Raw genomic sequence first — 19,112 nt, 5'->3', positions numbered from 1 at the left:
TCTATGTGCGTTGTCAAAGGCGCACAAGCGGCGCGTTGACCTAAGGGGCGGCAAGCTCCTTGGCAATTGCGGCGCCGAGGCGCGCGTTGTTCTTCACCAAGGCGATATTGGCCGCAAGCGTTCGCCCCTCGGTCAACTCAAAGAGCCGTTGCAGCAAAAACGGTGTCACCGCCTTTCCGGTCACTCCGGCGGCATCGGCCTCGGCTTGGGCCTGCGCAATCAAGGGGGAGAGCATATCGCGGCTCAACTCGTCGGCCTCGGGGATCGGATTGGTCACCAATTGACCGCCTGGCAGACCCAACGCCTGCCGCGTTCGATGGGCGGCGGCAATCTCGGCCGGATGATCCATACGGAGCGGCGCGGGGAGGCCACTGTCGCGCGACCAGAAGGCGGGGAAGGCATCTTGCCCATAGGCGATGACGGGCACGCCAAGCGTTTCGAGCGTTTCAAGTGTCTTTGGCAGGTCCAAGATCGCTTTGGCCCCTGCCGCCACAACCGTCACCGGAGTTTCAGCGAACTCCCTGAGATCCGCAGAGATGTCGAAACTGTCTTCCGCACCCTGGTGCACCCCGCCGATCCCACCCGTGGCGAAGACCTTGATCCCAACCATTGCGGCGCAAATCATCGTGGCGGCGACTGTGGTCGCCCCAACGGCTCCTGTGGCCAACGCCACGGCTAGGTCAGCGCGGCTGACTTTCATCACGTCTTTGGCTTGCGCCAGCGCTTCCAAGTAGGTCGCTTCCAATCCGATCCGGATTTTCCCGCCCATGACCGCCATCGTCGCCGGGACCGCGCCGGCAGCGCGGATTTCGGCCTCGACAGCCTGCGCCGTTTCCAGGTTCTGCGGGTAGGGCATCCCGTGGGTGATGATCGTGCTTTCCAAAGCGACCACTGGCATGCCAGCCCCCAGCGCAACCTTAACATCCGGCGCCAATATCATAAAATCATTCATATATTCATCCTGCCACATAGTTTGCCGCCGCCATCAAGGCGGTGTCGAGTGCCACATCCCGCGACGCGCCCCGCGCCTCTGCCGCGATATGGGCCGCCATGAACGTGTCGCCCGCCCCGGTAATCCGCTTCGGCGTGATCTTCGGCGGGTGCCGTGTGATCATCTGATCCGATGTCGCGTCCACCGCGGCATCTGCGCCTTGCGTGACCAAGACCCGTCGCGCGCCGGCACGAAGCAGGGCTTCGGCGCCTTCCTCTGCGCTGGCCGGTGTCGTGCCGGTGATCAGCCCGGCTTCTTCACAATTCACATAAATCGTCGTGCCTTCATGCGGCAACAGGGGGCGAAGGCGTTCGGCTTTGCCCGGAGAGGCCGGCGCAAGCCGGATGTCGGCGGCGCGGAACAGGCGGCTGGCGGCGATCCGGGCCAGGAGCGCCTCGGTCAAGTTGCCGTCGAGGGCGATCAACCCGTCCCAGGGCGCATCTTCTCGGCCCAAACGTCCGTCTGACAGCGGCGCCAGAATCCGCTCGCCTGCAGCCTCCAGCGAATGCGCATCTGCGATCGCGGCGATCAAAGCGCCTTGCGCCTCAATTGCCATATATTGATCTGTCGGTAGCTCTGGATCAATCAGGATATGTTCGGTGATCAACCCCAACTGCCCGCATTTGGCGAGAAGCGCCGTGCCGTCCGGGTCTTGCCCCACAACCGACAACAGGGCCGCATCCAAATCGAACCGCGCCAAGGTCATCGCGATGTTGAGCGCCACACCGCCGGGGATGCGCGCGATCCGCCCGGGTTTATCGTTCCCCGCCACCATCGGCAGCTCAGACCGACCGATCATGTCCCAAAGGACGCTGCCAATGCAGAGGATGTCAGGTTTCTGGCTCATTCCCCTGTCATACGGCGCGCGGCCCGGGGCACAAGACCCCAGATAATAGATCAGGCTTGGGGTAGGGGGCTTGCATATTCCCCGGGCTTGCCCTAAATCGCGCGCACTTCACAGGCGAAGGCGGGCCCTCGGGGGAGACATCCCTGAAAGGTCCACCGGTTGGACACCCGTCCTATTCCTTCGCCGAGGCGCAAACCGGAAAAGGATATTTGGACATGGCGCTCCCTGATTTCTCCATGCGTCAGCTCTTGGAAGCTGGCGTTCACTTTGGTCACCAAACACAACGCTGGAACCCCCGCATGGGCGAGTTCATCTATGGCGATCGTAATGGGATCCACATTCTCGACCTGACTCAGACCGTTCCGATGCTCGACGCGGCGCTGAATGCCGTGCGCGAAACCGTCGCCAAAGGTGGCCGGGTTCTGTTCGTTGGCACCAAACGTCAGGCGCAAAAACCTGTGGCCGAAGCTGCCGAACGCTGCGCGCAGTTCTATATGAACCACCGCTGGTTGGGCGGCACGCTGACCAACTGGAAAACTGTGTCGAACTCGATCAGCCGTCTGAAGCAGATCGACGAGGCGATGGAGCAGGGCACCGAGGGTCTGACCAAGAAAGAGCGTCTTGGCATGGAACGCGACCAGGCCAAGCTGCAGGCGTCGCTTGGTGGCATCCGCGAAATGGGTGGCCTGCCGGACCTGATCTTTGTCATCGATGTGAACAAAGAAGACCTGGCGATCGCCGAAGCCAAGAAGTTGGGCATTCCGGTTGTGGCCGTGGTTGATACCAACTGCTCGCCCGATGGTGTGGATTACATCATCCCAGGCAATGACGACGCCGCCCGCGCCATCGCGCTTTACTGCGACTTGGTCAGCCGGGCCGCTCTGGACGGGATGACCGCCCAGATGGAAGGCGCCGGTGTGGACTTGGGTGCGTTGGAGCAGGGTTCGGTTGAAGAGGCTCTGGCGGAAGAAGCGCCTGCTGAAGAGGCTGCCGCAGAAGAGGCCCCCGCCGCAGATGCAGAGGCTCCGGCAGAAGAAGCTCAGGGCTAAGCCGTCACGTTACTGACATCAGGGCCGGGTACGCCCGGCCCATACGCCGTATTACGACAAGATCAGGAGATCACTCCCATGGCGATTACCGCTGCACTGGTGAAAGAACTGCGCGACAGCACGGGCGCAGGCATGATGGACGCAAAGAAAGCACTGACCGAAACCGATGGCGACATGGAAGCCGCCGTTGACTGGCTGCGCACCAAGGGCTTGGCGAAAGCCGCCAAGAAATCCGGCCGGACCGCCGCCGAGGGCTTGGTTGCCGTCGCGGTTGATGGCGGCACGGGTGTTGCCGTTGAGGTTAACTCCGAGACCGATTTCGTCGCCAAGAACGCCGAATTCCAAGAGATGGTGGGCGGCATTGCCGCCGTTGCGACCAGCGTCGCCGATTTGGACATGCTGAAGGCGGCGGATATGGGCGGCAAGACCGTCGAGGAAACCGTCACTGCCAAAATCGCCACCGTTGGCGAGAACATGGCGCTGCGTCGGATGGCAAAGCTCTCGGGCGACAAGGTTGTGTCTTACGTGCACAACGCCGCTGCGGACGGTATGGGCAAAATCGGCGTTCTTGTGGCGATGAATGGCGGGGACGAAGGGTTCGCGCGTCAGGTTGCGATGCATGTCGCGGCTGTGAACCCCGCCTCGCTCAGCGAAGATGATCTGGATCCGGCTTTCGTTGAGAAAGAAAAGCAGGTCCAGATGGATATCGCGCGCGAAAGCGGCAAGCCGGAAGCGGTGATCGAGAAGATGATCGTCGGACGGATGAAGAAATTCCTCTCGGAAGTCACGCTTCTGAACCAAGCCTTTGTTGTGAACCCCGATTTGACGGTCGGCGCCGCAGCCAAAGAGGCCGGTGTCGAGATCACAGGCTTTGTCCGGCTTGAGGTTGGCGAAGGCATCGAAAAGGTCGAGGAAGACTTTGCTGCTGAAGTGGCAAAAACCGCTGCCGGCGGTTGAATATCGCCTTTCAAAGGTTTGATTAAAAACAGAAACGGCGCTGCCCAGGGACGGAGCAGCGCCGTTCTTTTATTCCAGCGCGCGCCATTGGGGATGGTGTGCAGCGCTGAAAGCGAACGTGCCATCGGGTGACTATCAGCCCGACGACACGATCAACCGGTTTCCCGGGTGGGCGTGAGGTTTGAAAGAACCCCCGTTTCCAGTGTTCCTGGCCAAAACAGCCATCACTCACGGAACAGGTTTACCTTGCGGCATTCTGTCGAAGCCCGAAAGTACGGGATTCCATACCTTTTGGTAAAATTTTGATGTCTTGGGCCGCTCAGATGTTCAGCGGCACGGCCTGATCTGGAGCAGGGCGAGACGGCTCGATCAAGAATATCTGGTTTAGAATCGAGGCCTTACGCACCGCTTGTGCAGTCGTCTCGACGCCAAGTGTATCACGCGCACCACGCAAGTGTTTTTCCACCGTGGCAGAGTTTCGCTCCAATAGAAGCGCAATGTCTTGGATCGTCTTGCCATCGGCGACCAGTTCTAGAACTTCGGTCTGTCGGCGGGTGAGCATCCGGCTTTGTCCCGTCGCGGGCAGCTGCGAAATGCACAGATGCGCGACATGATTGATGATCTCGATCAACTCGCCGTCGCGCGCCCAGATCGCATCGATATCGTCCTGGTCCAGACCCGCCCGCGCGGTGAGGCCAATACCCGCACTGGCGTGCTTGATCGCCATCGGAAAGCTGATGGTATAGCCCGCAACCAACCCAAAACGCTTGTTGAGCGCGGCCACATGGCGCTCTCCTGCGGTCATGTCGCGCCCGATCAAGCTTTCCCGGACCTGTCGCCAACTCACCGCGCCGACATTCCTGGAGGCCCACCGCATCATCGGGCCGTCCCGGAACAAGCCCTTATTAACATAATCTTCAACGTAATCAGCCGGATGATTGGTCAATACCAGCGCGTCATCCGGATTGCCGAGCGTCTTGAGATTGCGAAACGCGCTATAGGCATAAAACAACCGATCGAAGCCAAAGCCCGCCATGGTTTCGGTATGATGAGTCCACAACTCCTCGACCGAGCGCATGGCCAGATAGGGCTTCAGCCGCTTCATTGGCGCAAGCCAAGATGGTCGGACATCGCCCGAATAGCCAGCGGATACCCGGCCGCGCCAAGCCCGGCGATAACGCCGATACAGACGGGCGCAATCATCGACACATGGCGAAAGCTTTCCCGCGCGTGTGTATTGCTGAGATGAAGCTCCAAAACGGGTAGGGCGGTCGCACCAATCGCATCGCGGATGGCGATCGAACTGTGTGTATACGCGGCGGCGTTTAGAACGATGCCATCATAGTTGCCATGCGCATCCTGGATCGCATCAACCAAGGCGCCTTCGTGGTTGGATTGGGCGAAGCCAATCTCCACACCGATGTCTTGCGCCACCGCATTACAGCTGGCCTCAATATCAGCCAGGCTTGCGGCGCCATAGACGTCCGGTTCCCGCTGACCCAAGAGGTTCAGATTGGGTCCGTTCAAGACCAGAATTCTCATCATATTCCCCAATGTTCGCAGTGTTATATGACGGGAAACCCTCTGATGTCGAGACAAGCGCATCCGTTGGGAGAGCGCCTGTGACTTGTCAAACGGATATGGTCGACGCAGCTTCCGCATGCTATCCAACAAATCAAAGGTTTGGCGATCTAATATTTTACATAATATTGATTATACGCCTAACGTGGTGTACGCGCAAAGCTAAAATGTCACCCGTGAGCAAAGCAGAAGTGTCACTCTGCCCTCAAAACAAGATGAGGACGAGCTGGCATGGGATGGGTGATGATGAGCGAGCGCGAGTTGAATCGTGTGGAGGTGCTGGCGCAGGTCGATGATGGTCGGCTGAGCGTTGATAATGCGGCGAACATGCTGGACCTGACGCGTCGGCAGATTTTCCGGCTGTTGAAGCGGTATCGCCTGGATGGCGCGTCAGCGATCCGGCATAAGGCGCGCGGCAAACCTCCGAACAACCGGATCCACGGCGCCAAGCGCGATTATGCGATGGCCCTGATCAAGGAGAGCTACGCGGACTTTGGCCCGACCTTAGCGGCGGAGATGCTGGCCGAACATCATGGGTTCAAAGTCTCGCGCGAGACGGTTCGTAAGTGGATGCAGGAAGACGGCATTTGGCTGTCGCGCAAACGACGCCAGACATTCCACCAGCCGCGCTTGCGCCGCGAATGCTATGGCGAGTTGATCCAGATCGACGGGTCCGATCATCGATGGTTCGAGGATCGGGGCGACCCCTGCACCCTGCTCGTCTTCATTGATGACGCCACCAGCACCTTGATGGAACTGCGGTTCGTCAAATCCGAGAGCACATTCAGCTACTTCGAGGCACTGGAAAGCTATCTACTGAAGCATGGACGCCCTGTCGCCTTCTACAGCGACAAGCACACTGTTTTCCGCGTCCCAAAACCCAATGAACATATGACGGGCATGACGCAATTCGGGCGCGCCCTGGCCGAGCTGAACATCGAGATCATCTACGCCAATTCCTCCCAGGCCAAAGGCCGTGTCGAACGTGCAAACCGGACGTTACAGGATCGGCTGGTGAAGGACCTGCGCATTGCAGGCATCTCCAACATGGAAGATGGCAACGCGTTTCTGGCGGGCTTTGTTGATCGTTACAACGCCAAGTTTGCAAAGGCTCCGGCCAAACCGGACAACCTGCACCGTGCCTTGAACATTGAGCCGGATCGCCTCGCCGAAGTCTTCTGCCTGCGCGACAAACGCCATGTCACCAAGGATTTGACGCTGAAGTACGACCGCAAGCGCATCCGGCTGGAGGTCAACGATCTGACGCGCGGTCTCGTCGGCAAATACGTCGATACCTATGAGTTTGCAGATGGCCGCATTCAGGTGCGCGCCAAAGGCGTCGCCCTGCCCTGCGCTATCTTCGATCCTCACCAACAGCGCGTCACACACGCCGCAATCACGGAGAATAAACGCCTCGGTGCTGTCCTGGCTCACATCAAGGAGGAACAAGAGAAGGCCGCGCCGCCGCCAAAGGTCAAACCTGCCAGCGCGAAGAACGGCTACAAGAAGACAGGCCGCCGTCCACCGGGTCGTCCGTCAAAGATGGAAGCCTACTATGAGCGCAGACGAGCAGAACGGGCAGCCAAGGCGTCAACCGAAGCATGAACTTCTCAAAACAAATGGGGAGCTATACCTGCCAGTTTCGCCAACTGGCCTTCCCCGTCAAAACCTTCTGGCAGTCGATGTCGTTGTCCCTGCCACTGTTTCGTGGTCGACCATCCGGCGCGATAAGCAATGACCGATTGAAGGATTGTATCCTTTGCCTTCGCAGATGCCAGAGGATTGTCATCAAAGCCTGGCTCCCACATGCAACACGGACAAATAGTCACTCCGATCTCACCACCATGCTCTGAATAAGCAGGCCGATGAGAGTAATCTGGAAACCCGCAAACGGGGCAAAGCAAACGCCCATCTGGCGCAGCAACGTTGAAAGACAAATTCGACATCATGGCCAGCAAGCTAACTGTTCACGATGCTCCCGCAAGGCTTTTCAGCCCTGCGATATATGAGGTCTCCGAGCTGCAAAGCTTGCTCCCGTCGCGCCCTATGGTGACATTCCTGCTTTGCAAACCGGGTGACATTTCTACTTGGTTGCAACATTTTGCTGTGCCAGCAATAACCTCCCTCTTTGCGTAATGGTTCCCGAATGAACGACCTCCACGATCTGTTCCCCAAGGGTTATGTCGATGCCCACCATCATATCTGGGCACCGGATAGCCGCGGTGATGTGATTGGCTATCGCTGGCTCCGCGAAATTGGTGCGCCGAAGCCGTTCGGCGATCCAACACCTATCCAGCGGGATTATCTCATTGATGAGTTTCTAGGCGAAGCCGCGCTCGCGCCATGCGCGTCCGTTCATGTGCAGACCGATGGTGCCCTGCCTGATCCTGTTGCCGAGACCGCCTGGGTCCAAGCCGAAGCGGATCGCGTCGGCCATCGGGTCGCGATTGTCGGGTTGGTCGACCTTAGCCGCGACGACGCGCCCAAGCAGTTGGACCGACACCTAGCGCATGCCAGCTTTCGTGGTGTTCGGCAGATCGTCGCCCGCTTGGAGAACCGGCCGAACCTGAGTTTTGCATCAAGGGACTTTCTCGATGATAAACAATGGATTAAAGGGCTACGTGCAGTTGCCGACCGAGATCTCGCCTTCGATATGCAGATCTATCCCGAACAGGCAAAACAGGCGTTGGATGTGCTCGCAAGCTTGCCAAATCTAACCGTCATTCTTGATCACGCAGGGTGCCCGTACGATGCGTCACCAGAGGGTCAGGTGCGGTGGCGTCAAGCGGTCAGAGCCTGGGCCAGACGACCAAAGACATATGTGAAACTGTCCGGTTGGGGCATGTATGATATGGGTTGGACTGGCGACAGCATCTCACCGATCTTACGCGCCCTTTTTGAGGAGTTTGGCCCGGAGCGCGTCATGTGGGGCAGCAACTATCCGGTCGAAAAACTGGCCCGTAGCTATCCCGACATGCTGTTTGAGATCGCCGCGCGCGTTAGAAAAACCGAGCATGACTGGGTATTTAAGCAATCTGCAGCAAAGGCTTACGGGCTAAACCTCACCTAACCAAGCGCATATCCTGCGCCACGAACGGTGCGGATCGGATCCTCGCTGCCGGTGCTGCGTAGTGCCTTCCGTAGACGTCCCACGTGCACATCGACCGTCCGGCTATCGACATAGATGTCTCGCCCCCAGACCCGATCGAGCAATTGTTCCCGACTCCAGACCCGTCCGGGGCGCTCCATGAACGCCGTCAGCAAACGGAACTCGGTCGGACCGAGGCTAAGCGACTCCCCTGCCCTGTAGACCCTGTGTTCGGTCATATCGAGCAGGATGTCGTCATACTCTAACCGCTCACCCACAGCAGCGGGTCGTATGCGGCGCAGCTGCGTCCGAAGCCGCGCCAGGAGTTCGGCCACGGAATAAGGTTTCACCACATAGTCATCAGCGCCTGTTTCCAGCCCCCGGACCTTATCGACCTCTTCCGAGCGCGCGGAGAGCATGATCACCGGAATCCGGTTGGTCTCGGTGCCGTTTTTCAACTGACGACAGACCTCGATACCCGAGACATGCGGCAGCATCCAATCCAGAATGATAACATCTGGCGGGGTTTCCCGGACGACGACCAGGGCCTCGTCCCCGGCCTCGGCGGTGACCACCTGAAACCCTTCAGCACGGATATTGTAGGCTAGAACCTCGCGCTGCGCAGGTTCGTCCTCCACCACCAGAACCAATGGCTCGCCTGCCATGACTTAGCCCTCGCGACCTTGTTCATAGGGAGTCCGGTCTTGTTTCGGACGATCCTCGTCGGGCATCTCGCCGGTGACCAGATAGATCACCTGCTCGCAAATCGAGGTCACATGGTCGCCCATACGCTCGATGTTTTTGGCCATAAAATGCAAATGCATACAGGTGGTGATGTTGCGCGGATCCTCCATCATGAAGGTCAGATATTCACGAAACAGCGCCGAATACATCTGATCAACTTCCAGATCGCGCTCACGCACATCCGCAGCCAGATCGGCGTCGCGCTGGATATAGGCATCAAGCGCATCTTTCAGCATCAACTCGACCGCGCGCGCCATCCGTTTCAACGCTGTCGCCGTACCCTCAATCGGCTGCATCTGGTTCACAACCGAGGTGCGTTTGGCGATGTTTTTGGAGTAGTCGCCGATCCGTTCCAGATTGGCCGAGACACGGAAGACGCTGAGCACGGTCCGCAGGTCCGAGGCGATGGGTTGGCGTTGGGCCAGAATCCGCGCCGCCTCTTCATTGACTTGCTCTTCGAGCGCGTCGATCGCTTTGTCCCCTGCCCTGACCACTTGCGCCAGGTCCTCGTCGCGTGTCTCCAGCGCTTGTGCGGCGTTGACGATGCTTTCCTCAACCAAGCCGCCCATCTTCATGATCATTGCCTGGATGCCTTCCAGGTCACGATCAAAAGACGCTACAATATGTTCTTGATTTGCCATGGTAAAATGCCGTCCTCTTAGCCAATACGGCCCGTAATGTAGCTTTCCGTGCGCGGATCATCGGGATTGGTGAAGATGTGGCCCGTCTCGCCAAATTCGACCAGTTCACCCAGATGGAAGAACGCTGTCTTCTGGCTCACCCGTGCGGCTTGCTGCATCGAGTGGGTCACGATCACGACCGAAAACCGGCTCCGCAACTCGTCGATTAGCTCTTCGACCTGGGCCGTCGCGATCGGGTCGAGTGCTGAGCAGGGCTCATCCATCAGCAACACTTCAGGGTTCGTGGCCACAGCGCGCGCAATGCAAAGACGTTGCTGCTGCCCACCCGAAAGCCCGGTGCCAGGCTGATCCAAGCGGTCCTTCGCCTCTTCCCACAGCGCCGCGCGGCGCAGGGATTTCTCTACGATCTCGTCGAGCGCGGCTTTGTCTTTCGCCAGCCCGTGAATGCGCGGCCCATAGGCCACATTGTCATAGATCGACTTCGGGAACGGGTTTGGCTTCTGAAACACCATGCCAACCTTGGCGCGGAGCTGCACCGGGTCCACCTTGGGGTCATAGATGTCTTCGCCATCAAGCTTGATCTCACCGGTCACGCGCGCCACATCAATCGTGTCATTCATCCGGTTCAGACAGCGCAGGAAGGTGGATTTACCGCAACCCGAGGGGCCGATGAAGGCCGTCACGGTGTTGTCGACGATATCCACATCGACCGCCTTGATCGCGTGGGTCTCGCCATAGAAAACATCCACACCGCGCGCCGCGATTTTTAGCTCATTGGTGTCCACGTTGCGCTCCACTGCTCGCATATCATTCATATGTGCGTCCTCCATAGCGCGATTCTTACCAACGACGCTCAAACCGGCGGCGCAGAAGCACGGCCACCGCATTCATGAAAATCAGGAACACAAGCAACACGATGATTGCGCCAGACGCACGTTCTACAAAGGCAGGGTCCGAGCGTTGTGTCCAGTTATAGACCTGCACCGGCAGCGCCGAAGCGGGGTCAAAGAAGCCTTCCGGCGGGGCTGACGGGTATTCGCGCACAAAGGCCACCATCCCGATCAGAAGCAGCGGTGCGGTCTCGCCCAAGGCTTGCGCCAGTCCAATGATCGTTCCGGTCAGGATCCCCGGCGCGGCCAGCGGCAGGACGTGATGGAAAACCGATTGCATCTTCGACGCGCCAAGCCCCAAGGCAGCCGCGCGGATCGAGGGCGGCACGGCCCGCAGGCTGGCCCGGGTCGCGATGATGATGGTCGGCAACGTCATCAGCGTCAGGACCAGACCGCCGACGATGGGAGCCGATTGCGGCAAGCCTGCGAAGTTGATGAAGATCGCCAAGCCCAGAATCCCGAACACAATCGACGGAACCGCCGCCAGGTTCGAGATGTTCACCTCGATCAGGTCGGTCACCCGATTTTTAGGCGCGAACTCTTCGAGATAGATCGAGGCCGCGACGCCGATCGGCAGGGCCAGAACCAACACCACGATCATCATGTAGAACGAGCCCAAGATCGCGACGCCCAGACCGGCGGCTTCGGGGCGTTGGCCGGACGCATCCGGCGCGGTGATGAAGTTCCAGTTGAAGCGGGTTTCAATCGCGCCAGCGTCAACCATTGCATCGGCCAGCGTAAGCTGTCCCGGTGAGACATTCCGATCCCGCTCGGCGCTGTCCATCGTCACGCGGCCTTTGAAATAGCCATCAATCCGGCCACGAGCGAGGAGTTCAAGCGTCACGGTCTCGCCAATGATCTCCGGGTTGGCGAGGACCATGGCGCGCAATTGCGCCGGCGCCTCTTCGGAGATCATCGCCGCCATTTCGCGCGGGCCAAGGTCGGTTTCAATGCCCAACTCGGCCACGTGATCTACGAAAGCCTGACCTAGAAGCGGGGCATAGCCAAAGGTCGTGACTCGGGCCATCTCCGCAGGGTCACGATTGCCGGCCGGGTCGAGCCGTTCGGCAACCAATTCCACGGGGAAAGTGATGAAGGTCTGCCGGAAGGAACTCAGACCGTTCGACAAAATCGAGGTCAGCAGCAGGATCAGAGCCATAATCCCGACAATGACCGCCGCCATACCATAAGCACGGAACCGGGCCTCGGCGCGGTTGCGGCGCTTGGTACGGTCATCGGTTGCAAGAAGCGAGCTTTTGACCCGGCGCGGTTCTGCGGTTGCGTCACTCATTCGTACTGCTCCCGATATTTGCGCACGATGTAAAGCGCCAGAACGTTGAGCCCGAGGGTGATGACAAAGAGCGTCAGACCAAGGGCGAAGGCAACCAGCGCTTCGGGGCTGGAGAAATCCGTGTCGCCGGTCAACTGGCCGACGATCTTCACGGTTACGGTGGTCATCGCCTCAAACGGGTTCAGGTCAAGCTTGGCCGCGGCCCCTGCCCCAAGGACCACGATCATCGTCTCGCCGATGGCGCGGGACGCAGCCAAAAGCACAGCGCCGACAATGCCGGGCAAAGCGGCGGGCAGGATCACCTGCTTCACGGTTTCCGATTGCGTCGCGCCCAGGCCATAGGACCCATCGCGCAAGCTTTGCGGCACAGCATTGATGATGTCATCCGACAGCGAGGAGACAAATGGGATCAGCATGATGCCCATCACGATCCCGGCGGTCATCACCGAGGAGGAGGAACTGCCCAACCCAAGCGGCTCCGCGAAATAGTCGCGCAGCATCGGCCCGACCGTGATCAGCGCGAAAAGCCCGTAAACGATGGTTGGGATACCGGCGAGGATTTCAATCAGCGGCTTCGCAATAGAGCGGACCTTCGGCCCGGCATATTCCGCCATGTAGATCGCTGCGAAAAGTCCGATCGGCACCGCGACCAAGAGCGCGATGAAAGAGACATAAAGCGTGCCCCAAAGCAGCGGGATCAGGCCAAGCTCGGACCCGCCTTCGAAGCTTGGCCGCCATTCCAGGCCAAAGAAGAAGTCCTGCCAGGGATAGAGTTCGAAGAAATTGAAGGTCTCGAACAGCATCGAGAACACGATGCCGATGGTCGTCATGATCGCGATGGTTGAGGCCAGGATCAGAATCGAGAGCACAGCGCGTTCGACCATGTTGCGCGCCCGAAACTCCTGATGCGTCCGCACATAGGCATAGGCCAGCCCAAGGGCGGCGAGGATGAGCACGGCGGCCGTCATCATCACATTGCCCGTCGCGTTCAGCGACCGGTACCGTTGCGCGGCGCGCAAGACATCGGCGGTCACCTCGCCTCCAAGCGCCACGCCAACAGCGCCAAGACGGGCGCGCACGTCGGTGAATTCTGCGCGGATCGACTGCGCTTCGTCTTCGGTAAGCGCGCCCTGCTCCACCGCGACGTCCAGTCCTTCGGCCACACGCCGCACGTCGGACATCACCAAGCTGCGCGAGCCGGCTTCCTCGATGGCGGTCTCCGAGATCATCGACGTCACCTGCCGCTCGATCACCATCGGCTGCAAGATGAGCCAGATGGACAGAACCAAAAGCGCGGGCACAATGGTGAAGATGGACACATTGGTCCCGTAGTAATTCGGCAGCGAATGCAGGATGCGGCTGTCGCCTCCGGCGCTGGCTAGCGCGCGTTGACGACCCATCACATAGCCCACAACGCCGAACACCAGCACGATCACGAAGATCCAAAGCAGAGGCATGGGGGTCTGGCTTTCTAAGTCAGAAAGAAAGAAGTGGCGGGGCCGTCATAACGACCGCCCCGCCGAGAGCAAGCTCTGCTTACATGGTTTCTTCGTTTTCGATCATGGACTGGGTGTCGGCCAGTTCCGGATCGGCCACGAGGCCATAGGCTGCCAGCGGGCCGAAGGGGCCAGCGATATCATCGGAGACGAAGAACGAAGCGTATTCCTTCAGGCCCGGGATCACACCGATATGCGCCGCTTTGATGTAGAAGAACAGCGGACGCGAGACCGGGTATTCACCCGTTGCGATGCTTTCCACTGTCGGCGTGATGCCGGACATGGTGGCAACCTGCAGCGTGTCGGTGTTGTTCTGGTAGAAGGCCAGACCAAAGACGCCGATGCCTTCCGGGTTGGCCGAGATACGGGCCAGGGTCTCGGTGTAGTCACCATCGATGTCGACCGAGACGCCATCGGCGCGTAGCTCGAGGCAAGCCTCTTCTGCGGCATCTTCGTCCATGCCCATGCCCATCATGGCTTCCATGGCACCGGTGTCTTCGCAGCCCTGAAGGATTACGTTCTCTTCAAAGACTTCACGCGTGCCGTGGCGGGTGCCGGGGATATAAGCCGCGATGTCCTGATCGGGAAGACCGTCACGGACCTGCGCCCAGGAGCTGTTCGGGTTGGAGACCATGGCGCCATCAACGGGGAGCTCGGCGGCCAGGGCCAGGTACCAATCGGACGGGGTGAACTCAAACGAGTTGCCGTTGATGTCAGACGCAAACACGATGCCGTCATAGCCGAAGCGCACTTCGATGATGTCGGTCACGCCGTTTTCGGCGCAGGTTGCGACTTCGCTGTCGCGGATCGAACGCGAGGCGTTGGCGATGTCGATGGTGTTTTCGCCCACGCCTTCGCAGAACCGGCGCAGACCGGTCGAAGAGCCACCGGATTCGACAACCGGGGTCGGGAATTCGAAGTTTTCACCGAACGCTTCGGCCACAATCGCAGCATAGGGCAGCACGGTCGAGGACCCGGCGACCTGCACGTTGTCGCGGCTTTGAGCAGCAACGGCAGTGGCCGAAACGGCGGCAACAGCCAGCGCGGATACGGTCAATTTAGCGAAAGACATGTAAGGAGACTCCCATAGAGTTTGTAAATCGTCTCGAACGCGCAGACATCACGCGCTCTCAACCCGCGAGCTATCGAGATGACGCAATGCTTTTGTGACAGGTTCGTAACAGTTTTATGACAGTGACAGATGTCGACCGATCAGACATTCACCGGACCTTAAGGTTTCCCTTAGGCGACAACCAATTAACCCTTTGGTAAGAGGACCGAAAACGTGCTCCCCTGCCCCAGTTCGCTGGAAATCCGCAACCTCCCGCGATGGCGATTGACGATATGTTTCACAATCGCGAGGCCAAGCCCGGTGCCGCCCATGGCCCGGCTGCGATGCGTATCGACCCGATAGAATCGCTCGGTCAGGCGTGGCAGGTGGAGCGGATCGATCCCGTCGCCCTGATCCACCACATCGACGCGAACCACCGGGCCCTTCAAAGATCCTGTGCCGGTCTCTTCACTGACCCTGAGCACCACAGGCCGGTCAGCCCCGGCATATTTGAGCGCATTTTCGGTGAGGTTCAGGAAAACCTGCGTCAGTTGGTCGGAATCGCCGGTCACCATCACGGGCGCCTCTGCGCCCTCGATCTCAATCCGATTGCCGGCCTCCTCCGCCACTTGGCGGAGCGAGGCAATGGTGCTGGCCAGAATGTCCGACAGATTCACGGTCTCCGACGGGCGCATCCGTTCCTGACCCTCGACTCGGCTGAGCGAAAGCAGATCAGAGATCATCCGATTCATCCGCCGGGCTTCATCCTCCATGATCCCCAGGAAACGCTCTTGCGCCTCCGAGTCATCGCGGGCCGGGCCTTTTAAGGTTTCGATGAAGCCCAAGATGGCCGTCAGCGGCGTGCGCAACTCATGGCTCACATTGGCGACGAAGTCGCGGCGCATCTCCTCGGCTTCGCGCAGATGCGTGATGTCTTGGAAATGCAGCAAAACGTCATCATAGCCCGTGACATCCTGGCTAAGCGGCCGGATCGTGATGCGAAACACCGTCTCACCGGCCTGATCGGTTTGAACGAAGCGGGCCTCGCCATTTTCGCGCGTGGCATAGGCGGCTTCGATCCGGCTTAACAATGCAGGTTGTCTAAGCGCGGTCACATAATTCCGGCCAATAATCCAGTCCCCGAGAAGCTCCGTCGCGGGGGCGTTTCCAGCCCGGATCAGCCCTGCCGCATCCAATAGCAACATCGGTTCCGGAACCGCCTCCAGCAGGCTACCGATGACAATATCGGGCATGGCTCAGGCCTTTCAAAACTCAAAATAATTCGTGTCGTCGCGATAGCGATTTTTGCGAAGCTCCACAATGGCGCGACGTCATTGCGAGCTTTTACGCGCATATATCAGAAAATCGCGCCCCACCCCTTTTCAAGTGCAAGGAAACCGTTAGATTGCTTTCATCTGCAACCGTGACAACGGAGCGGCCTGTTTCGAAAGAGCGGACGCAGATCGAACATAAGGACATGCTTCGGCATGCGAGGCACATGATGGACGGCCCGATGGATCAGCGCGCATTGCGCCACGAGGCCAGGGATGCACGTGATGGTCAGGTGCGTTCTGTCCTGGCTGTTGCCTTGAGTACCAATGTCATCGACCTGTTGCCGCGCCATGTGTTGGAGCCAAACTCCATTGTCCAGCGCGTCTCCTATGAGATGTTGGGCAATGTCACGCTGATCGGCACCCATGCCCCGTTGCTGATCCTGTCGCCGCTCGTGACGCCCATGTTTGATGCGCTCGATATGGCGCAATTCTTGACCGAGTCCGGGTATCGCGGGCGCTATCTGGCGCTCGTCGACAAATTGCCAAGCGCCAATCTGATCCGGCGCGAAGTCGCTGCGCAGTCGCCCGATTTGAATTTCGATATGATCGTGCTCGACGGCTCATCGCCGCTGCATTCGCTTTAGACGGCGGCCAAAGCCTGGCTGAAATCGGCTTTGAGAAGGTCAATCTCTTCGATCCCCACCGACACCCGGAAAAACCCTTCGGTCATGCCAAGGACCGCGCGCGCTTCTGGCGTCAAGGCCCGGTGCGATGAGCTGGCCGGATGAGACACCGTTGTCCCCACATCCCCAAGCGTGGGCGCAAAGGCCAGTTGCGGCACCGCCTCAATCATCCTGTTCGCCTCGGCCCGACCGCCTTTGATGACAAAGCTCACCATATTGCCGTCGCGCCCGCCAAGCAGCGCTTGCGCCCGGGCAAAGTCTGGGTGATCCGAACGGCCCGGATAGAGCACGGTTTCGACACCTGGCAGCGTTGCCAGATGATCAGCCAGCGCGCGCGCATTGGCCTCGGCCCGGTCGAAGCGCAGCGGGAAGGTGTAGAGGCCCCGCTCGGCCAGCCAGCATTCATAGGGACTCGGCGTCAGGCCCGTTGTGACCGCGAAATCATAGATCGCCTTCTGATGCGCCGGGTCCTTCGCAACCGCATATCCCAGGGTCACATCGGAATGCCCCGCCAAAAGCTTGGTCACCGAATGGATCACCACATCCGCGCCATGGTCGAACGGCCGGTAGCCGAACGGCGTCGTGAAGGTGTTGTCGACAACCAAGAGGAGGCCATGTTTTCGGGCCAGCGCGGCGATCCCCTCCATATCCGCCACGCGCAGCGTCGGATTCGAGACAACCTCCACCAGGATCATCTTGGTTTCAGGGGTGATCGCCGCTTCAAACGCGGCGGCATCGGTCGGGTCGGCCAGCCCCGTCGTGATGCCGAAGCGGGGCAGGTCCTGCGTCATCAGCCGGAGAGAACGGCCATAAAGCTGATCGCCTCCCAAGACATGATCGCCCGCTTTCAGAAGCCCCATCAGAACCGCCGTGACCGCCGCCATGCCGGAGCCGGTGATCAGCCCGCCCGTCGCGCCCTCAAGCATATCGATCTTGCTGGCGAGCACTTCCGCATTCGGATGCCCCTCACGGGCATAGGTATAGCCCTTCGTCGTGCCTTCATATTGCGCATCAAGCGCGTCCGGCGAGGGCGAGGCATAGACCACCGATTGCTGCAAGGGCGTGACCACCGCCCGGCTGACGCTTTCAGGAAACGCCGTCCGGCGCACAAGGGTTTCCGGGCGGCTATTGGAGCGGTCAGTCATAGCAAATCTCACAGAATTAACCGCGACGGCATGCCGCCGCGGGTGTCGATCAGTGGGGAGCGGACGGCGTTACGGCCGCACCGTTCCATCACCGGTTACAAGATATTTGAACGAGGTCAATTGCTCGGCGCCCACTGGCCCGCGCGCATGCATCTTACCCGTGGCAATCCCAATCTCCGCGCCCATGCCGAACTCTCCGCCATCGGCGAATTGAGTCGAGGCGTTATGCATCAAGATCGCGCTATCGAGCCGGGTGAAGAACCGCATCGCCGCAGCATCATCCTCGGTGATGATCGCATCAGTGTGGTTCGAGCCATAATCGCGAATATGGGCAATCGCGCCGTCGATATCGTCCACCACCTTCGCGGCGATCACCATATCAAGAAACTCGCGCCCGAAATCATCGTCCTCAGCGGCAACCGTTCCGTCGATCTTGGCCAAGGTCGCATCGGCGCGCACTTCGACGCCCGCATCGATCAACGCTTTGATCACCCCCTGCCCGATCGTCTCGACCACATCACGATGGATCAAGAGGCACTCGGCGGCGCCACAAATCCCCGTGCGCCGGGTCTTGGCGTTCAAGGTGACTTTCAACGCCTTCTCCGGGTCGGCGGCGGCGTCGATATAGATATGGCAAATGCCTTCGAGATGGGCAAAGACCGGCACCCGCGCCTCGCGCTGCACCAGCCCCACGAGGCCTTTGCCGCCTCGCGGGACAATCACATCCACCGTCTCGGCCATCGTCAGGAGTTCTTGCACCGCCGCCCGGTCGCGGGTTGGCACGCGCTGCACCGCGTCTTCGGGCAGCTCGGCGGCGCAAAGTCCGTCATTTAGACAGTCTACCAGCAGCCCGGAGGAATGAAAGCTCTCGGACCCGCCGCGCAAAATCACGGCGTTGCCTGATTTGAGGCAAAGCGCGCCCGCATCCGCCGTCACATTCGGGCGGCTTTCATAAATCACGCCGATTACACCAAGCGGCGTGCGGACGCGCTTGATATGTAACCCGCTTTCCATGTCCCATTCGGTGATGGTTTCGCCCACAGGGTCAGCCTGCCCCGCCACGGCGCGGAGGCCGGTCACGATGCTTTGCACCCGGTCCTCGTCCAACATCAGCCGGTCGAGCATCGCGGCGCTCAGGCCCTTCTCGCGGCCAAACGCCATATCTTTTTCATTTGCCGCAATGATCTCGGCGCGCCGCGCCCAAACCGCATCCGCCGCCGCGTTGAGCGCCGCCTCTTTCGCCTCTGGTCGCGCAAAGGCCAGGTCTGCAGCAGCTGCTTTCGCGCGCTGGCCAATCTCGGCCATCAAGGCGGGGATATTATCGGTCAGGTCTTTCATAGCGAACCTCATGACGGGTCTGAGCGGTTAGGATAGGCGGAATTGG

General features: G+C 59.7%; 18 protein-coding genes. 5 read left to right on the top strand and 13 right to left on the bottom strand.

From position 1 onward, the window contains the following. Positions 1–40: 40 nt before the first annotated feature. Entirely contained in the window at positions 41–952 is a 912-nt protein-coding gene (locus QTA57_RS13655; RefSeq protein ID WP_290151984.1) for a pseudouridine-5'-phosphate glycosidase, read from the bottom strand. Positions 953–956: 4 nt separating this feature from the next. Continuing rightward, the gene (locus QTA57_RS13650; RefSeq protein ID WP_290151983.1) at positions 957–1,838 is read right to left on the bottom strand and encodes a PfkB family carbohydrate kinase; all 882 of its coding nucleotides are present in this window, start codon (positions 1,836–1,838) and stop codon (positions 957–959) included. A 215-nt stretch (positions 1,839–2,053) separates the two neighbouring features. Between QTA57_RS13650 and rpsB the strand changes: the two genes are divergently transcribed. Further along, positions 2,054–2,887, top strand: coding sequence for a 30S ribosomal protein S2 (gene rpsB, locus QTA57_RS13645; protein WP_145208886.1), 834 nt, complete (start codon positions 2,054–2,056; stop codon positions 2,885–2,887). Between the two features lie 78 nt (positions 2,888–2,965). Beyond that, on the top strand, positions 2,966–3,844 hold the full coding sequence (gene tsf, locus QTA57_RS13640) for a translation elongation factor Ts (protein WP_290151982.1): 879 nt from the start codon (positions 2,966–2,968) through the stop codon (positions 3,842–3,844). A 319-nt stretch (positions 3,845–4,163) separates the two neighbouring features. Here tsf and QTA57_RS13635 read toward each other — a convergent pair whose 3' ends face one another. Beyond that, positions 4,164–4,949, bottom strand: coding sequence for a LuxR family transcriptional regulator (locus QTA57_RS13635; protein ID WP_171559664.1), 786 nt, complete (start codon positions 4,947–4,949; stop codon positions 4,164–4,166). Continuing rightward, entirely contained in the window at positions 4,946–5,389 is a 444-nt protein-coding gene (gene aroQ, locus QTA57_RS13630) for a type II 3-dehydroquinate dehydratase (protein WP_290151981.1), read from the bottom strand. Before aroQ ends, QTA57_RS13635 begins: the two co-directional genes overlap by 4 nt. Positions 5,390–5,656: 267 nt before the next feature. Between aroQ and QTA57_RS13625 the strand changes: the two genes are divergently transcribed. Next, on the top strand, positions 5,657–7,030 hold the full coding sequence (locus QTA57_RS13625; RefSeq protein WP_290151980.1) for an ISNCY family transposase: 1,374 nt from the start codon (positions 5,657–5,659) through the stop codon (positions 7,028–7,030). A gap of 541 nt (positions 7,031–7,571) precedes the next feature. Beyond that, positions 7,572–8,495 (top strand): amidohydrolase family protein, encoded by a 924-nt coding sequence (locus QTA57_RS13620; RefSeq protein ID WP_290151979.1) that lies wholly within the window; start codon positions 7,572–7,574, stop codon positions 8,493–8,495. On the opposite strand, the gene phoB is transcribed toward QTA57_RS13620, so the two are convergent. The 7 genes from phoB to QTA57_RS13585 all read right to left on the bottom strand — a co-directional run bounded on the left by phoB (position 8,492) and on the right by QTA57_RS13585 (position 15,879). Beyond that, positions 8,492–9,178, bottom strand: coding sequence for a phosphate regulon transcriptional regulator PhoB (phoB, locus tag QTA57_RS13615; protein WP_145208876.1), 687 nt, complete (start codon positions 9,176–9,178; stop codon positions 8,492–8,494). The two genes, QTA57_RS13620 and phoB, sit on opposite strands and share 4 nt — an antisense overlap. A 3-nt stretch (positions 9,179–9,181) precedes the next feature. Beyond that, positions 9,182–9,898: a phosphate signaling complex protein PhoU gene (gene phoU / locus QTA57_RS13610; RefSeq protein WP_171559709.1), complete on the bottom strand. Its 717-nt coding sequence runs from the start codon at positions 9,896–9,898 to the stop codon at positions 9,182–9,184. A gap of 17 nt (positions 9,899–9,915) precedes the next feature. Then, a complete protein-coding gene (pstB, locus tag QTA57_RS13605) occupies positions 9,916–10,713 on the bottom strand; it encodes a phosphate ABC transporter ATP-binding protein PstB (protein WP_171559710.1) in 798 nt (265 codons plus the stop codon). Positions 10,714–10,738: 25 nt separating this feature from the next. After that, positions 10,739–12,079, bottom strand: a complete 1,341-nt coding sequence (pstA, locus tag QTA57_RS13600) for a phosphate ABC transporter permease PstA (protein ID WP_290151978.1) — start codon at positions 12,077–12,079, stop codon at positions 10,739–10,741. Continuing rightward, on the bottom strand, positions 12,076–13,536 hold the full coding sequence (gene pstC / locus QTA57_RS13595) for a phosphate ABC transporter permease subunit PstC (protein ID WP_290151977.1): 1,461 nt from the start codon (positions 13,534–13,536) through the stop codon (positions 12,076–12,078). Before pstC ends, pstA begins: the two co-directional genes overlap by 4 nt. 79 nt (positions 13,537–13,615) lie before the next feature. Beyond that, positions 13,616–14,647 carry a substrate-binding domain-containing protein gene (locus QTA57_RS13590; RefSeq protein ID WP_171559715.1) on the bottom strand — a complete coding sequence of 344 codons (1,032 nt, stop codon included), beginning with the start codon at positions 14,645–14,647 and terminating at the stop codon, positions 13,616–13,618. Positions 14,648–14,832: 185 nt separating this feature from the next. Next, entirely contained in the window at positions 14,833–15,879 is a 1,047-nt protein-coding gene (locus QTA57_RS13585) for an ATP-binding protein (RefSeq protein ID WP_290151975.1), read from the bottom strand. Between the two features lie 245 nt (positions 15,880–16,124). Here QTA57_RS13585 and QTA57_RS13580 point away from each other — a divergent pair, with 245 nt between their 5' ends. Then, complete coding sequence (locus QTA57_RS13580; RefSeq protein WP_290151974.1) at positions 16,125–16,544, top strand: hypothetical protein; 420 nt, start codon at positions 16,125–16,127, stop codon at positions 16,542–16,544. Here the strand turns inward: QTA57_RS13580 and QTA57_RS13575 are convergent. Continuing rightward, the gene (locus tag QTA57_RS13575) at positions 16,541–17,728 is read right to left on the bottom strand and encodes a trans-sulfuration enzyme family protein (RefSeq protein ID WP_290151973.1); all 1,188 of its coding nucleotides are present in this window, start codon (positions 17,726–17,728) and stop codon (positions 16,541–16,543) included. The genes QTA57_RS13580 and QTA57_RS13575 overlap by 4 nt on opposite strands. Positions 17,729–17,797: 69 nt before the next feature. Continuing rightward, positions 17,798–19,066 (bottom strand): glutamate-5-semialdehyde dehydrogenase, encoded by a 1,269-nt coding sequence (locus QTA57_RS13570; RefSeq protein ID WP_290151972.1) that lies wholly within the window; start codon positions 19,064–19,066, stop codon positions 17,798–17,800. Positions 19,067–19,112 lie beyond the last annotated feature (46 nt).

Origin of the sequence: Fontisubflavum oceani, assembly GCF_030407165.1 — a bacterium.
Lineage (GTDB): Bacteria > Pseudomonadota > Alphaproteobacteria > Rhodobacterales > Rhodobacteraceae > Rhodophyticola > Rhodophyticola oceani.
This window is presented reverse-complemented; position numbering and strand designations above follow the sequence as displayed.